The following is a 25,118-nucleotide window of genomic DNA, read 5'->3' on the forward strand; positions in this document are numbered from 1 at the left end:
AGATGCCTTTTTAAGCAGGGATACCTGGAATTAAGCTGCGTTAAGCTGTGCAATCTCCCTTGAGACAGCCCCTATTTCTTCGTTCGCCCGGTTTCTTAGCTTCTTCGATTCGATCTCGATGCTCGTTAATGACAATCTTGGTTGCGACCGGAGCAGCAGCTCAAACTAACGCCATCACCCGTCGCAGACCGAATCAAATTGCCAGCAATACATGCAACAGATGATCGATATGGTCCGAATTGGGGATATTCAATGACCGTAACTAGGTCCAATCGTACCTCCAAAAGTTTCTCCAACATAAAAGAACATTCACTTTATCAGAAACCAGAACAGCAACGTTTGAACGAATACCGGTTCAAGATCGAATGAAAGTTTAGGGAAATGAAACAATCGATCGGTGGTAGACTGAATGCAAGTATTAAGCTAACGAGCAGAGTAGTTGAAATATGTGGTAATATAATTTCTGTAAGACCAGTAAATTAACACGGGCTAACCCAGGTGATTTGTATGAGTTTGACACACGAGTTTTTCCTTCTTAGCGGCGATTTTGATATGAATGACAGATATGAATGGTACCGAGCTAATCGTTATACATGGGCCGAGAAGTCTGTAGTGTCAGATGAGATTATTCAATACTTATCGGACTTTTTGAATTGGTTGCCTTCATATAACCCCGAAACAAAAGAAAGCCACAAAGGGTTAAATTACTATGGATTAACCGTTATTAACAAGCCCGGAGCAGAGAAGCTTATAAGGATATTAGATAAATGGCTTAAACTAATCGAAGAGGCACCTGACACATTCAGTTTAAGAGGAGATACCGTTTGGAAAGAAAAAGAAAATGAAAATGGACACTGGGAACAATCGAAAAATTGGTTGAAGCGAGAAACTTTGCAGATTGAAATAGAATCCTTAATTGATTTAGCAGTCAAAGCTTCAGACAATAACCAATTGATTGTTCATTTCGGCATATAAGTACACCTATCAGGTGGAAAACTATGAGCTCATAGGCGAAACAAATTTACCCTTAACAAAGGGAGGCAGGGAATTTGTCGAACATTGACAATGAGAAACAGGCTCTTGAAAAATCGAAAGCGGTGAAACTAGATGATCTGATTAATGAGATTGAATTTCAGATGGTTGAAACTGTTACATATATAAACACCCAGACAGGCGAAGTTATAACATTATCTAAAGAAGATATGAGAGCTGCAGAAGATGAAGAGCCACTTGAAAAATATCCAGATTGGCAAAGAGAGAACATTGAACAAGCAATAAAAATTATCGAAGATGAAGACGAGGTTTACCTCTATTTTACATTAAGAAACGAGTACCATGAGTATGAAATAATAGAGGAATTTATCGGAACATTAAGCGAAGATGAGGTTCGAGAAGATTTATTTGGAGCTATTCAAGGAAGAGGGGCATTTAGAAGATTTAAAGACGGAATCAGCGAACATGACATAGAAAAACAATGGTATGAATTCAAAGAAAAAAAGATAAAGGAATTAGTTATTGAATGGTGTAAAGTGATGGATCTTGAAATGAAGGAATGAAGTATTATTGCTAGCGAGAAAGAGTGTTTTCTTATGGGAATTGGGATCCAGGAGTAGTTTGCCATCGCGGCGACTGTAAAGAAAAAATATTGAGTGAACTGAAGAACAACAGCTCAACAAGTCATTACGGCAGACAGCCTTCATGAGTGGATGTGGTTGTGCGTGGAAGAAGTGGCAGAATTACGCAACAATCCTAGGCTTGACTTCGTCTATTTGCATGTGTAAATTCCACCATTCATTCCAATGAGGTGATCACATGTGGAAAAGAACCGTAATGGCCCTGCTGAGTTTTTTGATCTTATTCGGTATGTGGTTCGTGATCGAACCTGTAACTGTCAACGCATGCTCTTGTGCCGAACTCCCAAGTATTGAAGAGCAGCTGGAACGGAAAACCGCAATTTTTACGGGTAAAATATTGAGTGTGACTAAACCTGTTAAAGGGAAGATCTGGTCTTCCGCTGATCCTGTAAAAGTTCTGTTTGAAGTTAAAACGGTATGGAAAGGAGAACTGGGTTCTCAAACGACTGTTCACACAGCATTGAGTTCTGAAAGTTGTGGATATGAGGGTTTCGAAGTGAATAAAGAATACATCGTTTTTACTTACGGTGACCCAGATCGCCTTGAAACCGGTCTTTGTGAAGGAAACAAGACTCTTGCATCCGCAAAAGAAGAACTGAAGGCATTGGGAACAGGATATGAACCCTCCAAAATAATACCCCATGAAATTCCGTTGGAAATATCTTCAATCAATATGGAAGCAGACAATGGGTACATTACAATTGTTTTTGTTTCTGTAATTATTCTAATAACTTTTATCTTGCTGATCCTATTTTTAAGAAGACGTCGCCGATGATACAAAACGTCAGCGAACGAGATGAGCGGTCAGGGAGAATGCCGTGTACTAACAACATGGAGCCATGCAGCTTGTGCATGGCTCCATGTTGTTAGTACGTAAGTCGATTAGACTCGAAGCTTAACAGGCTGGCCCGTTTCGATTGATTGATAACCGGCCAAAGCGACAGCTGCCGAACGCATTCCGTCTTCGCCGCTGATCGGGACTTGTTCCCCTTGCTTAATGGCTTGAACAAACGCCTTCACCAGATAAAGATCCATATTGTCGCCCCAATAGTTCCATTGGCCGGTGCCGGCTTCCTGGCTATATAGTTCGTTTACTTGTCCGAGGGAATCTACGGATATCACACCGTTGGTGCCGATTATTTCCATCGTGACATCGCCCCATGTCGGGAACGGAGCCCTCCTGGACCAGCTGGTATCCACGACGCCGAACGTCCCGTTCTCGAATTTAACGTGAATCATGCCGGCATCGTCGACGCCTAACTTTTCATCGAACAGGGTGGCTGCATAAGCGTAAACTTCCTCGGGTTCGGAGCCTGTGATCCAGCACATCAAGTCCATGACATGAACCGTATGATCGAGGAGAGCGCCGCCGCCGGATAATGTCGGATCGACGAACCAGCCGCTAGGTGCCGTGCCGCGGTTGGTTCCCTTAATGGCAACGATCTCCCCGATTTCGCCGCGTTCCACCGCTTCTTTAGCTTGTATCACGGCTGGCAGGTATCGACATGGAAAGGCGGTCATTAATTGGACGTTATTATTGTTGCAGGCTTCGATCATGGCGTTCATCTCGTCGGCGCCCACACCAAGAGGCTTCTCGCATAATACGTGAATGCCCTTATTTGCCGCTGCAATCGTTAATTCCGCATGGAAAACATTTTCCGAGCAGATGACAACGGCGTCCATCGATTGCTCCAGAAGGCTGCGATAATCGTCGTAATAGGCGATGCCGTGCTTGCTGATAACTTCCGCAACCCTTCCGCGTTCAGGGTCGGCGATGCCGATAATCTCCACCTCCGGAATGGAGAGCAGGGAGTTTAGGTAGGAGAAGGCATGTCCGTGCGCAAAACTAATCATGCCGATTTTTAATGGATTCATTGGTTGCGTCCTCCTTGCATGTAAACGACTTTGCCAGTTCGAATGCTCTCCTTGGCGGCGAGCGCCACTTCAAGCGCTTTGAGAGCGTCATCGGCCGTTACGATCGGGTTGCCGCCGTCACTGATACAGGAGAGGAAGTGCTCCAGCTGCAGCTCGTAAGGGCTGCGGAATCCCGGGCTGCCCGGAATGACGACGGAAGCGCTTGGATCGTTGGACGATCCTTGCTTCGCGATCTGCAAAGAGCTGCTCTTTAAACTATTGGCTCTAATGATGCCCTTGCTTCCCGCAATCTCCGCTTTTGTATGGAATGGCCCCGGATATCCCCAATTCGACTCAACGTTCGCGATAGTACCGTTATCGAAATGCAGCGTGACGAGCGCGTAATCCAAAGTATCCTTCTTGGCGTTCAGCGCATATACGCTGCTGACTTCGCCAAAGCATGACCGGAGGAAATCAAGATCATGAATCATGAGATCCAATATAACGCCGCCGCTGCGGGAGTCATCCGCGAACCAGCCGCCGGGATGCCCTCCGATCCGGCTGGCATGCGCAACGCCTGGTCTACCCAGCTTCCCGCTTTCCAGCGCCGCTTTCATATTGGCATAGTCCGGGAAGAAGCGGACTACATGGCCGACAAACAAACGTACCCCGTTATCCTCGCATACTGCGATCATCTCTTTGGCGTCCTCGGCAGTCAACGCGATCGGCTTCTCGCAAATAATATGCTTTTTTGCTTTTGCCGCTTTGATCGCAAATTCTTTGTGCAAATAGGTAGGGAGCGCAATACTGATTACATCAAAATCGGCGTCCTCCAGCATCCGGTCAAAGGAGCTGTAAGCTGTTGCTCCGGTACGAGCGGCCAACTTTTCGGCCTGCTCAATTCGCACGTCGCAAACACCGGTCAGGCGGACATTTTCGAGCTTTGTGTAAACATCGGCATGAACGCCTCCCATGCCCCCGCTGCCCAATACTGCTACTTTCATCCCATATCGTCCCTTCTGTGCTTAATTGATGAATTGTCCTAATCATACATGGATTAAAGTGGGGCGTATATGCGATAATTTAGTTAAAATGTATCCAAATTCAACATTAGTATCAATTGCATTGTGAGGCGACGACATGGAGATCTTTAAGGAACCGATTCACTATCAAAATCCGCAGCTTTGTTTGAAGGTGTGGACATTTACGCAACAGAAAAGCGAGTGGAAGCAGGCGGAATCGGCCATTCCACGCTGGCATTACCATAAGGAAGTAGAATTCATATTGGTTCTTGAAGGCGTTCACGAAATGCATACGGTTGACGAATCGTTTAGTCTAAAGCCTGGCGAGGTTATGGTTGTTGGCTCCAATCAGCTTCATCGCGGCTATTCGCATGTGGGCATGAATGTCTCCTATATCGTGCTTCATGTTGATTTCGAGCCTTATTTCGATCCCGCGACCATGCATTTTTCCAGCTCCTTTATCGAAGTGCTGCATCCGCTCGACGCGCTGAACGGGATGTTCCGCCGCAACTTGACCGCTAGCAACGAAGTTGGGAATGCCATCAGGCAAATCCATGATGAGGTGATGCAGCGAAGGCATGGTTACGAAATAGCGGTTAGCATGCAAATCAAAGCGTTAATGCTGGCGCTGATTCGGCATGACGAAGAGGGCATTCTAACTTCGCATGACAAGACGGACGCTCAGGTTCTTAGACCCGTCATCGCCCACGTTGACGAGAAGCTGGGCGAACGGATCAGCATGACGGAGGTTAGCCGTATAGCAGGGATGAGCTACGTTTATTTTTCTAAATTTTTTAAGGACAGAATGGGACTTTCCTTTACGGAATACGTGAACCGAAAACGAATCGCCAAAGCGTCCCGCATGCTTGCGATGAGCGACAGGAAAGCAACGGATATTGCCGCAGCGGTCGGTCTTGAAAATATGGCGCATTTTTACGAGATGTTCCGGCGCTTTAACGGCTGTACCCCCAAACAATTTAAAAGCAGAATGCGAGGGAACGTTCGGACGCGGTCAACCTGACTATGGATCATGAGCCTGCGACTGAAATGGGAAGTAGGCGCAGCGTAGGAAGGTTTGACGGTTGCTCCTAACATAACCCGAATTGCTCGTCTAGATTGCTGCCTGGACGAATATACTTCAAAAAGTGAGAACTTGTCGCGGATTGAAGGAGGGGCAGCGCGAATGGATGCACAGGCAACAGAAACGATAATGAACACGGACTCGAACTTGAAGGAGAATAAGATTGAAGCCTTAATTCGACTTTTCAAGGAAACGAATGAACGGCTCCAGCATGAACAGGATTTGTCTCCCGACAATGCAAAAGTATCTGAGATCATCGGCCGTCTCATGAGCCGCTTGCGTTCCCGCTACTTGCCGGAGGAGATTACGGCAGTGCTTGGCGACGATTATATTAGAAGCAACCAGCGAAAGCTGCAAGATAAGCTATCCGAAGCAGAATTCCTTGCGGAATTAAATGATGCCCGGCAGCTTGCACATGGCGACGTTTCTCCACTGGTCAAGCTTGCTGCGATGCCGATATGGAGGGTCTATAACGCTCTGGTAGGCGAAGAGCTATCCTTCTTGAGCGTGCTGCTGGACAAGCATGGCAAGACGGAGCAAGCGCCAATCGTATTCGTCGGAAGCGGCCCATTGCCTCTAAGTCCCGTCATGCTTCATTTGTTCGGGAAAACGGAAGTTGTCGCTCTGGAGAAGGATCGCGGTGCCTTCGAGGTATCTCGTACCTTGCTTAAGCGAATGGGCTTGGAGTCGAAGGTAATCGTCAAGCTGATGGAAGGAGCGGACTTCAATTATAGTGCCTATGATGTAATCTTCGTGGCCAGTCTTGTTCGCAACAAGAGGGAGGTGCTGGAGCAGATAAGCCGTACCACTCCTCAGGCACTAGTGGCAGTCCGCACCGCAGAGGGCATTCGTCAAATTATGTACGAAGCCATCGACGAGTCGCTGCTCTATCGTTTAGGCTGGGATATTATAGGCAGAACTTCCCCGGACGGGAGGCAGGTGATTAATTCGACTTTGTTTTTGGGCCGGAATGAATAAGGGAGTCAGCCCCTGCTCGATTATTGGGCACAGCAAAGGAAGCAAGTGAGGTAGCGATTTGGGGAGGTACGCCTTTTTCTACGCCTTAAGATGCTAGCCATAGCGAGGCTTTAGATTTATGAAATTGATTCAATTGTCTTGAATTTGTTGGAACAAAATACATGGAGAGAGGAAAGGTCTATATCTAGAAGCTTATTCGAGAGCATCGGAGATTTGAGGCCTGCTGGCAAGTAGGCGGAGAGTCTCTTTTTTTCTGTTTAAATTTAGGATAAAGATGGGAATGAAGACTCCATATCGATTGAATGAATGGACAATAAAACAAATCATTCATCATTTAGCTGATAATGATATGAATGCGAATGCGTATTTAAGATTTTCTGGAAATACTGAACAATCGATTCTACCATTTACTACTTGAACTGGATCACGCTGCAATGACGGGACTTTAAACATCACGGGCTTCAAGTAAGCCTATTTGATGGCAGAATTCCACGGGCATCGGCATTATCCCTCATTGAAATATTGATTCATGTATTCGAGGAAAAGATGGCAGGCAGTGGAGCGCGTTCTGTCATGACGCTCGATCCACACGAACTGCCGTTGCAATGTCGGGTGGGTTGGGATAATCGTAAGTTCTTGACCGAGCTCCCTCTCGGTCTTTTTCCACATCTGATAAGCGTTAATGGGGACTAGCCCAACGCCGAGCTCAGCGCGGACGAGTTCTTTGATCACATCGTATTGATGGACGACCAAGCGAACCTCAGGTTGGATGGCCAATTGCTTGAAAAGGGGGAGAATAAAGCTTTCGTACCAGCGGTTTAAGGTAGAAAGAATCAGCGGTTGCTGGTGAAGGTCTTCAAATGGGATGAAGTTCCTACTGGCCCAAGGATGACTTGTATGCATAAGCAATCCGAATTCTTCAACGAGCAGTGGAATTTGCTTTAATTGCGGGTGGGAGACAGGGGCCGTCACGATACCTGCTTCCATATGATGTCCAATGACCCAATCCATAATGGTTTCATTTAGCCCTTGTTCAATTTCGAAGTCAATACTTGCATTACTCTGAACAAAACCCGGTAGAAATTGCGGTAGAATATACCACATGAATGTCGGGTACATGGCTAGTCTGACGTATCCCCGTCCGGATAATCCTAAATCCTTGATGCTTTGAGCAGCCATCTCCCAATCTGCAAGAATCCGCTCGCTGTGAAAGAGCAGCCTGCTGCCTGCTTCAGTAAGCTTGATCCCTCTCCCAGTACGTACGAACAGCTCCGCACCCATTTCATTTTCTAATCTAGCCATTTGTTTACTAAGCGCAGGCTGTGTGATATGAAGCTCTAATGCTGCTTTGGTAAAGTTGCCTTGCCTTGCTATGCATTGAAAGTAGTGTAATAACTGTAGGTGCATACTTTACCACCATTCTGATTTAATTATTTCAGAAAATACGATATTCCATTTTGGTTATATCTATGATGAAGATTATATATTGGATATTAAAGTGCGTCAACTATAGTATCAAGGTACAAACCTGATTAATTAGCAGGGTCATTAAATCCCGGCAAGGAGGCAATTCAATATGTCCAATAGTGATAAAAATCGACTCGATCCCATTATGTTAGAAATATTATGGACCCGGCTGATTGCTATTGCGGATGAAACGGCAACTACACTGAAGCGGACATCTTTCTCACCAACAGTGCGGGAATCCAATGATTATTCCTGTGTATTGTTTGACGAGAACGGTGATACGGTTGCCGAGAATACAATCGGTATTCCTTCGTTTAATGGCGTGATGTCACGTGCGTTGAAACGTATTTTGGAGTTGTACCCCCAGCAGGTATGGGGGCAAGGCGATGTTGTCATTACCAATGATCCATGGATCGCATCGGGTCACCTTCTCGATATCACTTGCGTTATTCCGATTTTTTATCAAGATCGGCTGGTTGGATTCTCAGGCAGCATCGCGCACATGGCTGATATGGGCGGTAGTGGTTGGGCTTCCGATGGAAGAGAGGTGTATGAAGAGGGAATTTGTATTCCGCCACTCTTTCTCTACAAGGAAGGAAAGCCGAACGAGGACCTGATAAAGATTCTACGCGGGAATGTCCGTGTGCCAGATGAAGTGCTTGGCGATGTTCATGCGCAGATTGCTGCAGGCCGTGCGGGAGCTACACTATTAGTCGAACTGCTGGAGGAGAATGAAATTGATAACATATCTCCCCTATCCCGCGAAATCCAGGATAAAGCGGAGCAGGCAATGCGCCGGGCTGTTGCAGCCATTCCTGATGGTGTATATCAGCATGAGCTTAAGACAGATGGCTATAATGGCGAACCGATTTTATTAAAGGTAGCCGTTACTGTAGACGCAGATTCAATGGTCATCGATTTTACCGGGTCCTCACCGCAGATCGCTCATGCAATTAATGTTCCCTATAATTATACGCATGCCTATACATGTTTTCCGGTTAAATGCGCGATTGATCCGGTGACGCCACGAAATGAGGGCTCCTATAGGCCATTTACCGTCATCGCCCCTGTCGGCAGTATTCTCAATCCGTCGTTTCCTGCACCTGTGAACGGAAGACATCTGGTGGGACATTTTCTCTCCTGTGTAGTTTACGGTGCGCTTGCCAAAGCCATTCCGAATCAAATCATTGCCGATTCGGGAAGCTCACCCCAGCAATATACCATATTAAACGGAAGCTGGCAGGGCAGGCCGTTCTCGACGGTGCTCACGATATGCGGTGGTATGGGGGCGAGGCCGACAGATGATGGTCTAAGCTGCACAAGCTTTCCCTCTAATGTCAGCGTCGGTTCCATGGAAATTACAGAGGCTGTATCTCCGATGATTATATGGAAGAAGGAGCTGCTGCAGGATTCCGGAGGAGCAGGAGAATTCCGAGGAGGATTGGGCCAGGTCATTGAGCTGGAAATACGCGGTGACGGACCTGTTCAGATGTCTTTAATGTTTGACCGTGTTGAACATCCGGCACTCGGAACGGCTGGGGGAGAAGCAGGAGGCTCAGCGCATGCTGCAGTTAACGGGCAAGTGGCAGCTTCATTAAAGGGCAGGAATCAAGTGAAGCCTGGAGATCGAATCCGCTTGCAGTATTCAGGGGGCGGAGGTTTTGGAAGTCCGCATCAACGGGATAAACAAGCGATTGAGCATGATTTGCGCGATGAATTCATTTCTAAGGAGGCTGCAGTCCATGTCTATAAATACAAAGGGTAGCACCCGGAAGTGGATGGTTGGATCGGATGTCGGTGGAACGTTCACCGATATAACAATGCTTGATCGAGAGAGTGGAACCGTCCTGACAGGTAAAATTTTGACGACTCCGGATGATCCAAGCCGTGCCATATTCAATGGCCTGGAGGCTATGGCCGTGCAATATGGATTAGAACTTCATGATGTAGATACGTTCATTCATGGTACAACTTTAATCACGAATACAATGATTGAGCGCAAAGGTGCAGCAACGGGGCTGATTACAACGGAAGGCTACCGCGATGTGATCGAGATTGGCAATGAAATGCGTTTTGACGTTTTTGATCTTTTCCTGAAAAAGATAGATCCGCTGGTTCCGCGCTATCTGCGCAGGGAAGTAAGTGAACGTATAGATAGTAAAGGTAATGTGCTGTTACCGTTCGATGGAGAGGATGTGCGTAAGGCGGCGGCCTTGTTTAAGGAGCAAGGCATTACTTCCGTAGCAGTAGCCTTTATTAATAGTTACCGGAATCCAGAGCATGAGAAGCAGGCCGAGCAAATTCTCTATGAAGAGATTCCTGGGGTTTCGGTAACCCTCTCTTCGGACGTGGCTCCCGAAATTCGCGAGCTGGAACGCTTCTCTACAACGATTGCCAACGCGTATGTGAAGCCGTTGCTGCGAACCTATATTGCCAAGTTAGAGCAAGGCTTAGCGGGATATGGCACCGATGCCTCGTTGAATATTGTCATGTCTAACGGAGGCTTAACAGATGCGGAGACAGCAGCTGCGTATCCGATCCAATTAATTGAATCCGGTCCTGCGGCCGGCGTGATTGCCGCAGCGTTCCATGGCAGAATGGCTGGAGAAAACCAAATCATTGCCTTCGATATGGGGGGGACAACAGCTAAGATGTGTCTTGTCCGCGATGGCAACCCGAATAGGATCTATGAATTCGAAGCAGCTCGCCAACAACGGTTCAAAAAGGGTAGCGGCGTTCTGTTGCGTATACCTGTCATGGAGATGATTGAGATTGGCGCAGGTGGTGGAAGTATTGCGCATTTGGACAATATGAGCATGCTGAAGGTTGGGCCGGAGAGCGCAGGCTCCATTCCCGGACCTGCGTGTTATGGGCAAGGCGGTGACGAACCCGTGGTTACAGATGCGGATTTGGTTCTCGGATATCTAGACCCGGATTATTTTCTCGGCGGGGATATGAAGCTGAATATTGATTTGGCAACACGGGCTATTGAACATAAAGTAGCTATACCACTCGGAATTAGTGTCATTGAAGCTGCGGCAGGCATTCATGAGATTGTGAACCATAATATGGTGTCGGCAGCAAGAATTCATATTGCCGAAAAAGGAACGGACCCGCGGAAGTTCAGCTTGGTGGCGACAGGCGGAGCCGGACCTGTCCATGCTTATGGGATAGCCCGTTTGCTAGGTTTGAAGCGGATTATATGTCCCCCAGCCACTGGGGTGGCTTCGGCTGCTGGCATGCTTGTTGCTCCCCCTATGATTGAGCTCGGCCGCAGCTATGTGAGCAACCTGGACACCTTGGATTGGAGTTACCTGCGCCGAATTTTTGCCGAGATGCGATCTAAAGCAATAAACGGATTGAAAATGGTAGGCATACAAGAAGCGGAAATCGGGATGATTCATACAGCGGAAATGCGTTTTGCAGGTCAGGGATATGAAATTGCAGTCACATTTCCCGAATCTATGCTGATTCATGAAGACGCGACTGTCTTGAAACAAGCGTTTCTGAAGGAATATGAAGCCGCATTCGGACATTGCCCACAGAGTGTTTCACTTGAATGTATTAATTTCCGACTAAGAGCTGTCGCTCCAGAACAGGTGGACAAGCTGAATTTCAACCGTTATGAACCAGATGCAGATAAAGCACTGAAAGGACAAAGGCAGGTCTATTTTCCTGAATTAAAAGCTTATACGACAACTGCGGTTTACGACAGATATCGTCTTGAGCCTGGCGCCATCGTAGAGGGACCTGCTGTCATTGAAGAAAGGGAATCGACGGTAGTTGCCGGACCCCGTACGAAAATTAGGGTGGACAGTCATCTTAATTTATTGATTGATCTCTATTAAATGAGGTTAGCATAGGGAGGCAGTGGTGTGGAGATGAGTAGTCTCTTTATTGATTTAAGCACTGACGCTAGAACGATGCCAACGAATAAGATGTGGAAAGCCATGCAAGGCATAGAGCTAAGTTCTGTTCCCTTCAGAGGTCGAGAAGTTGTTGAGGCGTTAATGAATAAAGCGTGCGATCTGACGGGTCAAGCAGCAGCGCTGCTGCTCCCGTCTTGCACGATGGCCAATCTCATTGCCATCATGGCGCATGCCGATCGTGGAGACCAGGTTATTCTGGAAGAGGGCTCCCATATTGCATGGTCAGAAGGCTGGGGAATGGCATCCATCGCGGGAGTTCATCCTAGGATGATTAAAGGGCAGCGCGGTGTGATCCCTAATATAGATATAATCCGTGCTATTGAAGACGAAAGATTCTCGCACAAACCACGTACCAAACTCTTGTGTTTGGAGAATACCCATAATGCCAGTGGGGGAACGGTATTGTCTCAAGCCTATGCAGCAGTAATCTGTGCAGCGATGAGGGAACGCGGGATTGCTGTGCATCTGGATGGAGCCCGCATCTTTAACGCAGCCGTTGCGCTCAAGCTGCCGGTTCGTTCCATAACCCAGATGTACGATTCGGTGGTCTTTAATCTAAATAAATGCTTGAGTGCTCCGGAAGGGGCTGTATTATGTGGCTCAGCAGCGTTTGTTAAGAAAGCGGAACGTCTTGCATCAGCACTTGGCGGAGCAAGTCAGCATAAGGGGGATATCATGGCTGCAGCTGGATTGATTGCCATCGATGAGATGGTAGATGGTATTTCAGACGATCATCGCAGAGCCAGGCAGTTCGCCCAAAGCATACAAGATATCCCGGGCATTAAGATAGACTTGAATACCGTGCAGACCAATATCGTCATGGCGGATATTTCAGAATCGGGTCTCGATGCGGCACAATTGCTCAGGCGCTTGAAGCAACAAGGTGTTGCTGCCTATTTGTATAACCAAAAAATTGTGCGTTTTGTGTTTCACCGGCATATTGGAGACGAGGATGCAGCAAAAGCAGCTGCCAGTTTGGAAAAAGTGATTTCACTTGCATAAGTATTTCGTTGTGTTCTATTAACTTATAATTTCTTCATGTTTAGGGGATAGAACAATGAAGTAACATCCATGACAAAACATTACTCTTTGAACTCTACTACCCGCTATCTATAATGAGAATCAGCTTAGCTACTTCATAGTTAAGTATGATCTGGGGGGATGGGTTTGCAAATGTGTGGGAAGACCAGCGGTAACCGAGAAAATGTTTATATACAGAAAATAAGATTCTTCAGTGTTGTTGTAATGTATGCAGATGAAGGAGGGAATCGACGATGACGAATTTCATGGAAGGTCTGAAAAACAACAATTTGACGCAATTATCGATTGAACTTGGGTGTGGCGCGGCAGATATTACACCGCCTGAAGGCACGTTTCTAATGGGCACTATTCATTGTAAGCGGTCGGCAGTACTATTTAAGGATCCCCTATATGCAAAAGCTATGATTATCCAATCCAATCAGCGCAAAGTATTAATTGTATCACTGGATGTAACCTTTATCATCGAAAAATATATTCACATAATCCGCAATTGGGCTGTTGAGCGCTTCGGATTCGATTGGGAGTCCGTGATGGTACATGCTACCCAGAATCATGGAGCCCCAGCCATTGGTTATACCAAATTCAGTGACACTTTTCCTTTTCCAGAGGAATTCGAATGGGTGAGGGGACAGCAAGCCAGTTATCATAACTATGCCATGGAACGTATATTTGAAGCAATTGAACAAGCTGCTTCTGATATTAAGCTCGTCCAATATGGCGTAGCTAGTGGAATTGAAGGCAGGGCATCTTTCAATAGGCGAATGGTAATGAGGGATGGCTCGATTGGAATGCCGCGAGGGATACTTGCGAACAGCCTTTATCTGGAAGGCCCTATTGATGCAGAAGTCGGGGTCATGTGCTTTAAGAATGCGCAATCGGAGGTGGTTGCGGCCATATTGAATTATACCTGTCATCCTGTTCATGAGCTGGGTGCAGTGGGAATTGTGACAGCGGACTGGCCAGGCAAATGGTCATTACAGCTGGCGGATAAATTAGGCTTTAATTGTTTTTCCCTTGTTTTGAATGGGGCTTGCGGAAACATTAACCCTTGGGGCAATTACGATCCGGATTATATCGAGGACTCTGCCCGCATGGCAAAGTTGCTGACAACCGAGACAGAGAAAGTGATTTCTCGCATGGACTTTACAAATAAGGTTACACTCGATTGGGCTTTTAAAGTTTTGAAAATCCCGATTAGAGAGCCCGACCCGGACAAACTGGCGGCAGCAGAAGCGCTTCTCGTAAAACAACCTGCTCCATTTTGGGTAGATACTGTTAACGAAATTATAGATCACGACTGGGTACTGGCTGCTCAGGTCGTGGATGTCAATAATCAACGAAAGCAGCAAGCTTATTATGAATATGAGCTTCAAGTTTTGCGGATCGGTAATGCCGTATATGTTGGTTTGCCTGGAGAGTTATTCGTAGAGGGCGGTTTAAAAATTAAACAGCACTCCAAAGCTGATTTTACTTATATCGTACATGCTACCGGAAATGCAGGATATATTCCATTCAAAGAGGCGTTTTCGCGTGGGGGACATGAACTGAATTACTCGAATTGGTCAAAGCTGGTGCCTGATGCTTTTGAAATAATCGTTGAAGAGGCAATTACACTAATTAATAAAATGTTCAATACCTAGTTATTACCTAATATAGATATAAAATACTCCTAAACTTTACTTGTCATAATCAAAGCGAAAGGAATGAGTTTAACAATGAAAATTACAGATGCGGGTGTCAGGAAAATTGGCGAAGCCCTTGATAAACTAATGACGGTGGATATTTCAGCCAGAGGAAGTATTGCAGTATTATATGAAGCGGCCCGAGCTCAACAGGAGGATTCTCTTAGCTATTCATCAATCCAGTTGCTGAAGAAATCCATCAAGCCGGGGGATTATGTATTCATAGTAACCGGGTGGGCGGATCAATATTGGAATGTGCCGCATTTCGGTGAATCAGACGGTCCTCCGGGAGCAGTAGCTTTGGCAAGAAGCCTAAGAATCGCATTCCAAGCACTACCTATCATTGTGACAGACGACTATTTGGTTGAAGGGATGAAGAAAATCGTTAATGGGTCTGGCATGCATTGTTCTCCTCCCGATAATTTAGCGGCTTCTATTGATAGCTCCAGAGGATTCGCTTGCGTACCAACTGCAGCGGTTATTCCCTTTCCCCAGGATGCCCAAACAGGCGAACTTGAAGCTGCAAGATTAATCGAATTCTATAAGCCAGCAATGTGTATTTCCATTGAAAGAGGCGGAATGAACGAACAGGGCAGAATTCATGGTATGGGGGGATTTGATTATACCGATTCACAAGGCAAATTGGACTATCTCTTTCTCGAAGCAACCCGCAGGGGCATAACGACAATGGGCATTGGTGATGGAGGCAATGAAATTGGAATGGCCAATATTGCGGAAACCATCCGGGAGAAGGTAAACCATGGTGTAAAAATTGTACCTTCGACGAAGGTAGATCTGTTAGTGCCTGCAACGATTTCGAATTGGGGAGGTTATGCGATTTCTTGTCTACTGGCAGCAAGCACAGGCGAGCTTGATGCAATGGTAGCTGAGGATATTGAAGACAGAGTGCTTAAAGCATGTGCAGATGCTGATTTTCATGACACAATTGGAGCCACTAATATGCCAAGTGTAGATGGCTGCCGAGCTCCAATTCATCTTGCCTTGATTAAATTAATGAGAGAAAGTGTCATGCAGGGATTGAGAAGGCACAGTGTCGATTCGTGAGGCAGGATGAAAGAGGGGAGACAAAATGGAAATCAATCAATTAGCTCGTCCGACTTGGGTAGAAATTGATCTTGATGCTGTAACAAATAATGTACGCGAATATACACAAATGCTAGAGGGACGCGCAATCATCATTGGTGCAATTAAAGCTCACGGGTACGGACATGGTCTTGTGCCGTTAGCCCATCATTTAGTTAGTAATGGAATTCCAATTTTGGCTGTAGGAAGTGTAAAAGACGGCAGGAAGCTTAGAAAGAGTGGCATAACAGCTCCAATTCAAGTGTTTGGAAATTCATTTCCACAATCAGCACATCTCTATGCGGAGCATAATTTAATGCCTACCTTTTATAACGCAAATGACCCTCAATTGTACCAGGCTTATTTAAGAGAAGACGTTCCATTAAAGATTTGGATTAAGGTTGAAACCGGCTTGGGCAGGCTTGGTGTGCCGTTGGAAGAGGTGGAGACAATGGTTGCATTTATAAATAACCATACCCCCTACATTATTGATGGAATATATACTCATATTGGAGCGAGAGCAGCTCTAGGAGACCCGAGTGACCGGGCATTCGTAGACCAACAGTGGGAGAGGTTTGAAGGACTGGCAACGCGTTTGAAACAATCCGGATGTAATATTCCCTATTTTCAAGCCGCAAGCAGTCCTGCTGCTATTTCAATGCCGCAGACCTGGATGAACTGTATTTCCATAGGCGGGGGACTGTTTAGCGATCCAGAGCCTATGATTCGTAAAATAGACCTTCACCTACAGAATGCTTTTAAGGCGCTTCGATCCAAACTTATATCCGTGAAAAACTATAAAAAAGGCGAGCAGATTGGTGTTTACACTTTGACAAGGGATAGTGTGTTCGGAGTGGCGCCTATAGGCTTAGGAGATGGGCTGTCCGCTAAAAATAAAGATAATACCGTACTTGTTCGCGGACAAAGATGTTCGATAAGAGGTTCAGTAAGTCTTGAGCATATTCGCATTGATGTTACGGATGTGCCTGGGGTTTCGGTTGGCGATGAAGTAACTCTAATCGGTAAGCAGGGAGGAGAAGAAATCACGGTGAACGAAATATGCCAGCGATTAGACATTTCATCCGCACAATTGTGGACTTCTATCAATCCTTCTTCTGTGCCCTATATATTCTGGAGAGATGGGGAAATTTGGGAAATTGAGGAAAGCGAATAAAGGAAGATGCAGGAAGCTAAGGCCAACATATTAAATTCCAATATGATTGGAGGAAGAGAATGTGAATATGAATGAGGAAAACAAGCAGAAAACGGAAGCTTCGGGACACGAGGCGGCAAACGTGAAACCGGCGGGAATAAGCAGGCGAAAGATGATCGGGGCTCTTGGCGTTGCGACGGCGGCATTCTTGATATCGGGAAAATCGACTTTTGCCGCAACGACTTTAACAGACAACCTAAAGCTTAAACGGACGACTCCGATCGACGTGACTGACGTGAACGAAAATTTTACGCGGATCGATTCGGAATTTGGCAGCCGTGCCGTTTCGCCGGACTATTACAAAGTTGGGACCGGCTTCGATGATACCGACTGCGTTCAAGCCGCTTTTGACTCGGGAAGACCTGTCATATTCACGAGAAACTACAATGTTAAGTCAGTCAAAATGACGGGTAGCGATCAAAATATAGATTTTAACGGTTATTGGCTTTTCGGAATTTCTGAAAGCACGGATACGGAAGAGATGAGAGATTGCGTGCTGGCGATTTCCGGCTTGTATTTGAACCTGTACAACATCAGGGTCGGTGCGGGCTTTAAGCCTTACAAATGCGGCATACACTGGGTATCGATAAGTGCGTCGAGGCCTGCGGAGCATATTAAAGTTTATGGGCTGCAGGTCAACCGCTGCCTGGTAGGTATCCAGTATGGCGCATACCTGGACGATCCCAATCCGCTTGACGCTCCGCAGAGCGAGAATTTTATATACGGCATTCATTTCCGAGCTGTGCAGAACTGCCTCATTCTCAATCAGCCAAACGGCATACTGAAAATTATAGGCGGGTTGTTCGACTGTGGCCCAAGCGAATGGGATACCGTCCCCTCCAGTCCCTATTCGGCGGTGAATGCTTATTGCTTCTATGCGAAAGATAGTGCGTTATCCATTGATTCGTGCGAAATTCTTAAAGTTTCCAGCACGGAAGGTTACGGTTTCAAAGGCAATAACTTTATTCTCACCAATTGCTCGATCGAAATTGGGAGCACATGGGGATATATCGATGGCAAAGCCACAATAACGCAAGACGATGCGGGATATCAGGGCGGCATTAACAAAAATTTATTTGAAATCGCTCCCGGGGCCGAGGGCAGGTTAAACCTCAATACTTTTTTTGCCAAACGGGCCGCCGGTTTCGATTCTCCTGCCTATATTATAAATGGTTTGGCGGCAGCGCCCAAATTCCGCGTGAATATCGACAAGTCCTATTTCAGTGAATGGACCGCCAATAAAGTGACAAGTGCGCGCAGGGAAAATGTATATGTGCAAAACACGCGTTTTACGAAAGTCGTATCCGGAGTTACTTACGAATCCAATATTAACGATCAGGACCGCAATCTAAATATTGCTGCAAGCGTAGACACGACAGGTGAAAATATGTCTACGGCATCCGATACGGATCAGAAGTCAGACTGGAATATGTATGTCTATACGGGAACTGGAACAGTCTATTTTCGCAAAAATACGACAGACGTGCCGGCGGGCTTCCGCTCGTGCATTGAGGTAAAGGTAACCTCGGGAATATCCTACATCTATTCCTCCAAATTTCCGGTGTTCGGAGGCGCTTCGCTTGTGTTCAGCGGCTGGGCAAAATACACGACGGGGAATTTGGAACAGAAAGTATCTGTCGTATGGGTCGATGCAGCAAATAATGTTGTGGCGGAAGACTTGATCGTGCTCGCGGACCTCTCGACCACAGAGTGGAGACGCATCGTAAAATCGGTTACTGCTCCGGTATCGGCCGTACGAGCTAGTTTTCAAATCGTAGGAAGCGGGGGGTCCATACTGGTAACAGGACTAGGGTTGACCGCGGAAGGCGACACCGTTGAACGTGCGTCGTTTATTAATCAGATAAATGCGGCACTTGACGCACCGGGAGAAGGGTTCATTCTGAAATCTCCCAATAATACAAGCTATAAAATAACGGTAAGCGATGCAGGGATATTAACGGCAACGGCTTATCCTTGATCGTCGGCATGCGGAGGTAAGAGATGCAAATTGGAGCAATCATTGATAAGGGGCCAATGGATTGGCAAATTGTTCAGCAAACGAATGGATCGGCTAATATTAGCCTCTCAGGAAGCTGGACGGCCAAAGAAGACAATGCAATTGAGCCCAAGGTATTCGTCAGAATCGTCAACGAGGAAACCGGGGAAGTTATCATTCCCTGGAAGGGAAGCGCAAATCTTGGTAAAGCACAATGGGAAATTACGATTGCAGATGTTCCGGCTGGTGGACTATACCGGCTGGAAACGTGTCTCAGCTTGAATGCCGATCATTATAAAGCGATGGAGTGGGCCGTAAGGGGGGATATGATTCATCACATAGGGGTAGGAGATGTATTCGTCATAGCCGGCCAGAGCAATGCGGCTGGCTATGGCAAAGATCCAATCTATGATCCACCCGAGCTTGGACTGCATCTGCTGAGAAATAATGGCCATTGGGCGCTGGCTGCGCACCCGATGAATGAATCCACAGGCATTATTCATGAAGCGAACCGTGAAGTTTCGAATCCCGGCCACTCCCCTTATCTAAGCTTTGCTAGAAAGCTTAAGCGAGAGCTTGGTTATCCAATCGGCTTAATCCAGACGGCCTGTGGCAGTTCTCCGCTTAGTGCGTGGAACCCGGAAGAGGATGGATACTTATACCGCAATATGATGGATATCCTGCAATCACAGGGAGTCGGAACAATTAAAGGGGTACTGTGGTATCAGGGCTGTTCGGATACCGCGGTGGATGAATCTGCCACCTACCTTGATAGGTTCAAGCGTATAGTTGCCCGCCTCCGGGAAGACAGGAACGATGCTGAGCTTCCACTCCTAACCGTCCAATTAAATCGGTGGGTCCACCCTGTTCATGAGACTTCCAATCAGAACTGGGGACGGCTCAGAGAAGCCCAGAGGCAGGCCGCGAGGCAGATTGCCGGTGTCTATGTCGTGCCTGCGATTGACTGTAGCCTTTCGGATTCCGCTCATATCAGCGCCAGCTCCAATCTTGTCCTTGGAGAAAGATTAGCCCGTACCGCTCTTAAATATTTGTACGGTAAGCCCTTTATTTGCGATGCTCCAGATATAGAGGAAGCCATCAGAATAGGACCGGCGCAAATCAGGCTCACGTTTAAGCACATTTCAGATCGACTTTTCGTCTACGATGAGGGGGCGGATGGGCTGCCCTTCGTGGCTGAGGATGAGGAAGGATTTCTCCATGCCGTCGGCTATGAGCTTGAAGACCCGCATTCCATCGCCATTACGCTGGGCCGGGAGTGGATCGGGGAGTGTTGGGTGCATGGCGCGTCCGAACAAAATCCCAAGTCTTTTGTTCCGGTTGATTTCGCCTCCCATCTCCCTATGCTTTCTTTCTATGGGGTTAGGGTGACTGAACAGAAACCGGGAGGCGCTACACTATGACAACCGCTAATACACACATCAAGCAGCAGAGCATGGAGACGATTGTACTGGTGCAAGAGGAAGGCCATAAACTGCGGTACTCAGGCATTCTACCTGGTGTTTATGTCAGAAGCCATGCTTGTTCAACCGATGATGGCAATAGGGTTTACATGGAAAATGAGGACTACGTGGTCGATTACAAGGCTGGTGTGATTAGCAGAACGAGGCAGAGCCGGATTCCGGATTGGCGTGATCATCCCGTGTATGGCATGAAGGAATTTGATCATAGGGATTACCCGGATTATAGCAATCGCGGATATATGATCTATATAGATTACCATTATGAATCGGAACAAAGAATTGACGGTATGCCCCTGCATGCTCCAACGAACACATTAGAGCGCTTGATACGGAAGCTGGAAGGCAAGCAAGCTGTGCGCTACGTCGTATTCGGCGACAGCATTAGTACTGGCGGGGACGCCAGCAGAGACGAATTCGCTTACTATAGCTTGTTCGCCGAGGCTGTGAGAGCGCGTTATCCCGAAGCTGAATTAGAAGTCGTTAACAAAGCGCTGGGAGGCGAAGGAAGTACGGCCGCGCTAGAGAGATTGGAGCAGGACGTGATCGCGCTTAAGCCGGATTTGGTAAGCATCGGGTACGGTATGAACGATCAATGCACGATGGGACCGAATATCCGCAACGGCATTCCGCCGGGATTGTTCGAGGAAAATATAAGAGAAATGGTGCAGCAGATTGAGCAGAAGACAGATGCGGAAATCATCCTGATTACGCCTTGCATTTCGAATCCGCTCTGGAAGCACTCCAGCGGCGATCTGGCTATCTATGCGGACATTTTATTGCGGTTAAGCAGAGAGCTTGGGACTTGCGTTGCCGATGTGCACGCGCTATGGGTGCAGGAGCTTCAAGCGGGTAAATCCCATGAGAGCTTGCTTCTCAACAACGTCAATCATCCGAGCGATTATGGGCATGCGATTTATTTCAAAGCGTTCGGCAACTTAATTCCATAATAGCGGCGTGAATGCGTTGCGTGAAGATTCAGGGGCAAGCCAAAGTTATTTATTTGGCTGCCCCTTTTGAAAATATAGGAAAACATTCATTTGGTTATACCTTCTCTATATTTCTCCGGAATGTAACGCGCTGCGCCACCAGAGGACGTCGATAAACCGTTTCACCTTGCGATATGATAGGATATGAATGAGAGAGATGAGGGAAAAGGGGACGGATATATGAAACTATCGACATTTTTTCCATTCAGATATGGGATTTTACTGAAGCTGTTCACGGTTTTTCTCATTGTACTCATTCCGATCTACATTATCGTCTCATTAATGAGCAAGTCGGGCGTTAACATGATCAGACAGCAAATTTTAACGTTGATGGAACAGAAGTCGGATTATTTTATATCTGCGACAGACTCGGAATTGGAGCGCATAGCGAAGCTGCAGAAGGATCTGTCGGATGATCCGGATCTGCAAAGCATCAGCATCCGACCGGATACGCTGAGGGATTATGAACGAGCGAAGGCGATTAACGATCTGCAGTCCAAATTGCATACGCTCTCGGAATCAAGCAGATACATCAAGGAAGCGTTCGTTATGATTCCGAGCATTGAACGACGAATATCCTCGCTCACTGGCATGAAGGACATTAATCAAGATGAATTAAACCGGTTTCTTAACAATAAGGCATCAGCCTCGGGATTAACATCGATTGATCAACGTATTTTTTTCGTGCTGGGCGTTCCTTATATAACTAAGATTAATTATCTAATGGTCGTTGAGTTATCGCTTCCTAAAATCGGCGTCGATCTCGGCAGTTTGAATTCGAACGGTAACGGCACGGTTTTCATCTGGAGCAATGAAATGGACAAGCCCTCGATCATTCCGGCGGTTGGCGCAACGGACGAAATCATGCAGTTCAACCTGCACAGCGCGGCGCATGAAGGAACGGCTTTCCAAATTGGCAATAAAAACTATCTCCGCTTTACCAAAGCGTTCGAATTCCCCGATTGGTCGCTTGTAACGGTCGTCGAAGAGGATAAAATTCTGCTTCCCGTTCATTCCTTTAAGGAATGGCTGATGGTCTTGTCAGTCATTTCCATCATTGTGTTCATTATTGCGTCTTTCCTGCTGTATCGCTTTATTCATAAGCCGCTTCGGAAGATGATGCAAGCGTTCAAAAAGGTGGAGGTCGGCCAATTCGACACACATCTGGCTCATACGAACAAAGATGAATTTTTTTACCTGTTCCAGCAATTCAATCAGATGACCAGTCAACTTAAGATACTCGTTCAACAAATTTACGAACAAAAAATTCACAGCCAAAGATCAGAGCTTAAGCATTTGCAATCGCAGGTTAATCCGCACTTTATGTATAACAGTTTGTACACCGTTGCGCTGATGGCCAAAGAGGAAGATTACGAGGGGGTGACCACAATGTCCCAGCATTTGGGCGACTACTTCAAATTCATTACACAAAATAAAGCCGATCTCATCCCGCTCGAGAAGGAAGTGCAGCACGCGATAGTGTACACCTCTATACAGGAAGTCAGATTCGGCAGTCGGATACGGTTCGAATTTCAAGAAACGGGCGAAATGGCGATGTGGGAGGTTCCCCGTCTGATTATTCAGCCTATTTTGGAAAATGCGATCATGCACGGCTTGGAAGATGTGCGTCAAGGCGGACGGCTTTGCGTACGCGTTATCGCTAAACCGTTGAGCCTGATTATCGAAATCGAAGACAACGGCAAAGGGATGCCGCTGGATAAGCTCAAAAAGTGGCAGGAAGCGAGTATTAGTTCCCATGAATGGGAAGACCATGCGCTGTGGAACGTGCATCGCCGCTTGCGGCTGCGTTACGGGGACAAGAGCGGTATCAAGCTGCAGAATAACGTTGACGGCGGATTGACGGTTGCTTTGCTCATTCATTTGGAAGGGGACGAATAGGATGAATAACGTACTGGTAATCGACGACGAACCTATTATTCTGGAAGCGCTTTACAATACACTCCTGAGAATGGAGGAGCATGATCTTATCATTTGGAAAGCTTCTTCAGCCATTGAGGGCATAGAAATTATGAGAAGCAACCGCATCGATATTCTAATGACAGATGTTCGTATGCCGGGCATGTCCGGTCTGGAGTTGGTCGGACTCGTTCGCAAGCAATGGGAACGCTGCAAAATCATTATTCTGTCCGGGTATTCCGATTATGAATATTTGCAAAATGCCCTTCAACAACAAGTGTTCGACTATTTGTTGAAGCCGATTAACGAGGAGGTTATTGTCGAGACGATAAGCCGGGGCATAACGGAAATCGAGACGAATATGCAAGTGCAGGATCTCATGATCAAAGCGGAAAACCAGCTTCAGAAGGCGCAGTCATTGCTGCATAAAGATTTCTCGGAAAAATTGTTCTCTGGTGACCTGCTGACCCCGGAAATAATCGCTGAATCGGTCGAGATGCTGCAAATACCGGTTCGTTGCGATCAGGACGTTATTGTTGTCGTGGGCAGGACCGATCGTTGGCCACAAGGGTACTTGCTGAAGGAGAAGCTATTGATGCACTACGCAATCGACAATATCGTGAAGGAGTATCTGGGCAACACATGCAGAATTGTTCCCTTTCTCGAGAGTGGATACATGATTTGGTTAATTCAAGCTGCCAAGAGCGATGATGCTAACCCAGAAGATCAGGATCTGAATAAGCTGCACTGGTATATCGGCGAGGTTCTTGACAAAATACAGCAATCGATACGGCAATATCTTAGACTGTCTGTCTCCTTATTGTTATCCAAGCCTAATATCGCTTGGCTGTCGATCGCGCATACGTATAAGGAAATGTGCGCATGGCTGCAAAGGGGGATCGGACTTGAAGAGGAAATCATCTTCATAGAGCAAATCGATAACATGAACCCGAGCTATGAAGGCAGGGAGCAATCGCATCTCGATATCAAGAGGAGCATGAATCAGCTGCTCATTTTTCTTGAATCAGGCAATCTAGCCTCTTTTCAAAAAGAGCTCACCGAGTTTTTTCGTTCGATGCAAGGGGTCGTATTTTTGGAATATTCAATTCAACTGGAAATATATTCCTATTTATCAGGGATGTTCCTGTCCTACATCAATAACCGTAAAATCTCGCCGTTCATTGACGAAGAGCTGGAGATGCGGTATTTGTCCAATTACAGTCTGTTTGCTCAATGGTCCGATATGGAAGCCTACTTTCAACGGTTGGCTGCTCAATTGTTCTCACTGGCGCAGGGCGAGAATAGAAGCCAGAAAAAAGAAATCGTCGACAAGATCGATGTCTACATCGTCGAATCCTTCTCGTCCGAATACTTCTCGCTCACTCATCTAGCCAAGACGTTTAATCTCAGCACTTCTTATTTGTCCCGCTTATATCATTCGGAGAAAGGGATCTCTCTCACTGAACGAATGAAGCAGCTGCGAATGATGCGGGCCAAGGAGCTGCTGCTTGTCGAGTGCAAAAAAATCCAGGAAGTCGCGCTTGAACTCGGTTTCTACAACGTTCCCTATTTCTCTAAATTTTTCAAAAAGAACATCGGCATAACGCCTCAGGAATACAAGCAAAATCACGGGATTGCCACGGGGGAAGCCCGGCCGGGCATGGACAAAAAATGACGGGTGACATCAAGACATTACTCTTGTTGGCCATTGCCTCCTCCTTTACTATTAAATTAACAAACCGGTGAGTAACTCA

General features: G+C 46.7%; 19 protein-coding genes. 16 read left to right on the forward strand and 3 right to left on the reverse strand.

Annotated elements, in window-relative coordinates; translation table 11 throughout:
* The first annotated feature begins 507 nt into the window (after window positions 1-507).
* From H7F31_RS16405 to H7F31_RS16415, 3 genes are all read left to right on the forward strand, one after another.
* Window positions 508-975: a coagulation factor 5/8 type-like protein gene (locus H7F31_RS16405; RefSeq protein WP_187105073.1), complete on the forward strand. Its 468-nt coding sequence runs from the start codon at window positions 508-510 to the stop codon at window positions 973-975.
* A 74-nt stretch (window positions 976-1,049) separates the two neighbouring features.
* Window positions 1,050-1,556: a UPF0158 family protein gene (locus H7F31_RS16410; protein WP_261800448.1), complete on the forward strand. Its 507-nt coding sequence runs from the start codon at window positions 1,050-1,052 to the stop codon at window positions 1,554-1,556.
* 256 nt (window positions 1,557-1,812) lie between these two features.
* The gene (locus H7F31_RS16415; RefSeq protein ID WP_187105074.1) at window positions 1,813-2,409 is read left to right on the forward strand and encodes a hypothetical protein; all 597 of its coding nucleotides are present in this window, start codon (window positions 1,813-1,815) and stop codon (window positions 2,407-2,409) included.
* 107 nt (window positions 2,410-2,516) lie between these two features.
* Here H7F31_RS16415 and H7F31_RS16420 read toward each other — a convergent pair whose 3' ends face one another.
* Together H7F31_RS16420 and H7F31_RS16425 are read right to left on the reverse strand one after the other, a co-directional pair.
* On the reverse strand, window positions 2,517-3,509 hold the full coding sequence (locus tag H7F31_RS16420) for a Gfo/Idh/MocA family protein (RefSeq protein WP_187105075.1): 993 nt from the start codon (window positions 3,507-3,509) through the stop codon (window positions 2,517-2,519).
* Entirely contained in the window at window positions 3,506-4,492 is a 987-nt protein-coding gene (locus H7F31_RS16425; RefSeq protein WP_187105076.1) for a Gfo/Idh/MocA family protein, read from the reverse strand. The genes H7F31_RS16420 and H7F31_RS16425 overlap by 4 nt, the downstream gene beginning before the upstream one ends.
* Before the next feature lie 136 nt (window positions 4,493-4,628).
* Between H7F31_RS16425 and H7F31_RS16430 the strand changes: the two genes are divergently transcribed.
* Together H7F31_RS16430 and H7F31_RS16435 are read left to right on the forward strand one after the other, a co-directional pair.
* Window positions 4,629-5,531 (forward strand): helix-turn-helix domain-containing protein, encoded by a 903-nt coding sequence (locus H7F31_RS16430; RefSeq protein ID WP_187105077.1) that lies wholly within the window; start codon window positions 4,629-4,631, stop codon window positions 5,529-5,531.
* Between the two features lie 162 nt (window positions 5,532-5,693).
* Window positions 5,694-6,569, forward strand: a complete 876-nt coding sequence (locus H7F31_RS16435; RefSeq protein WP_187105078.1) for a nicotianamine synthase family protein — start codon at window positions 5,694-5,696, stop codon at window positions 6,567-6,569.
* Between the two features lie 504 nt (window positions 6,570-7,073).
* Here H7F31_RS16435 and H7F31_RS16440 read toward each other — a convergent pair.
* Window positions 7,074-7,976 (reverse strand): LysR family transcriptional regulator, encoded by a 903-nt coding sequence (locus H7F31_RS16440; RefSeq protein ID WP_187105079.1) that lies wholly within the window; start codon window positions 7,974-7,976, stop codon window positions 7,074-7,076.
* Window positions 7,977-8,145: 169 nt separating this feature from the next.
* Between H7F31_RS16440 and H7F31_RS16445 the strand changes: the two genes are divergently transcribed.
* The 11 genes from H7F31_RS16445 (at window position 8,146) to H7F31_RS16495 (ending at window position 25,039) form a co-directional block, all read left to right on the forward strand.
* The gene (locus tag H7F31_RS16445; protein WP_187105080.1) at window positions 8,146-9,801 is read left to right on the forward strand and encodes a hydantoinase B/oxoprolinase family protein; all 1,656 of its coding nucleotides are present in this window, start codon (window positions 8,146-8,148) and stop codon (window positions 9,799-9,801) included.
* The gene (locus H7F31_RS16450; protein ID WP_187105081.1) at window positions 9,779-11,884 is read left to right on the forward strand and encodes a hydantoinase/oxoprolinase family protein; all 2,106 of its coding nucleotides are present in this window, start codon (window positions 9,779-9,781) and stop codon (window positions 11,882-11,884) included. The genes H7F31_RS16445 and H7F31_RS16450 overlap by 23 nt, the downstream gene beginning before the upstream one ends.
* A gap of 33 nt (window positions 11,885-11,917) precedes the next feature.
* A complete protein-coding gene (locus H7F31_RS16455; protein WP_261800524.1) occupies window positions 11,918-12,967 on the forward strand; it encodes a GntG family PLP-dependent aldolase in 1,050 nt (349 codons plus the stop codon).
* A gap of 272 nt (window positions 12,968-13,239) precedes the next feature.
* Complete coding sequence (locus H7F31_RS16460) at window positions 13,240-14,646, forward strand: hypothetical protein (protein ID WP_187105083.1); 1,407 nt, start codon at window positions 13,240-13,242, stop codon at window positions 14,644-14,646.
* Between the two features lie 75 nt (window positions 14,647-14,721).
* A complete protein-coding gene (locus tag H7F31_RS16465) occupies window positions 14,722-15,753 on the forward strand; it encodes a glutamate cyclase domain-containing protein (RefSeq protein ID WP_187105084.1) in 1,032 nt (343 codons plus the stop codon).
* A gap of 25 nt (window positions 15,754-15,778) precedes the next feature.
* Window positions 15,779-16,945, forward strand: coding sequence for an alanine racemase (gene alr / locus H7F31_RS16470; RefSeq protein WP_187105085.1), 1,167 nt, complete (start codon window positions 15,779-15,781; stop codon window positions 16,943-16,945).
* Between the two features lie 61 nt (window positions 16,946-17,006).
* On the forward strand, window positions 17,007-18,962 hold the full coding sequence (locus tag H7F31_RS16475; RefSeq protein ID WP_187105086.1) for a hypothetical protein: 1,956 nt from the start codon (window positions 17,007-17,009) through the stop codon (window positions 18,960-18,962).
* 23 nt (window positions 18,963-18,985) lie between these two features.
* On the forward strand, window positions 18,986-20,401 hold the full coding sequence (locus H7F31_RS16480) for a sialate O-acetylesterase (protein WP_187105087.1): 1,416 nt from the start codon (window positions 18,986-18,988) through the stop codon (window positions 20,399-20,401).
* Complete coding sequence (locus tag H7F31_RS16485) at window positions 20,398-21,408, forward strand: SGNH/GDSL hydrolase family protein (protein ID WP_187105088.1); 1,011 nt, start codon at window positions 20,398-20,400, stop codon at window positions 21,406-21,408. Before H7F31_RS16480 ends, H7F31_RS16485 begins: the two co-directional genes overlap by 4 nt.
* Before the next feature lie 219 nt (window positions 21,409-21,627).
* Window positions 21,628-23,346 (forward strand): sensor histidine kinase, encoded by a 1,719-nt coding sequence (locus H7F31_RS16490; protein ID WP_187105089.1) that lies wholly within the window; start codon window positions 21,628-21,630, stop codon window positions 23,344-23,346.
* Window position 23,347: 1 nt separating this feature from the next.
* The gene (locus tag H7F31_RS16495; RefSeq protein ID WP_187105090.1) at window positions 23,348-25,039 is read left to right on the forward strand and encodes a response regulator transcription factor; all 1,692 of its coding nucleotides are present in this window, start codon (window positions 23,348-23,350) and stop codon (window positions 25,037-25,039) included.
* The last annotated feature ends 79 nt before the right edge of the window (window positions 25,040-25,118 follow it).

Origin of the sequence: Paenibacillus sp. PAMC21692 (assembly GCF_014303795.1) — a bacterium.
GTDB lineage: Bacteria > Bacillota > Bacilli > Paenibacillales > Paenibacillaceae > Pristimantibacillus > Pristimantibacillus agaridevorans.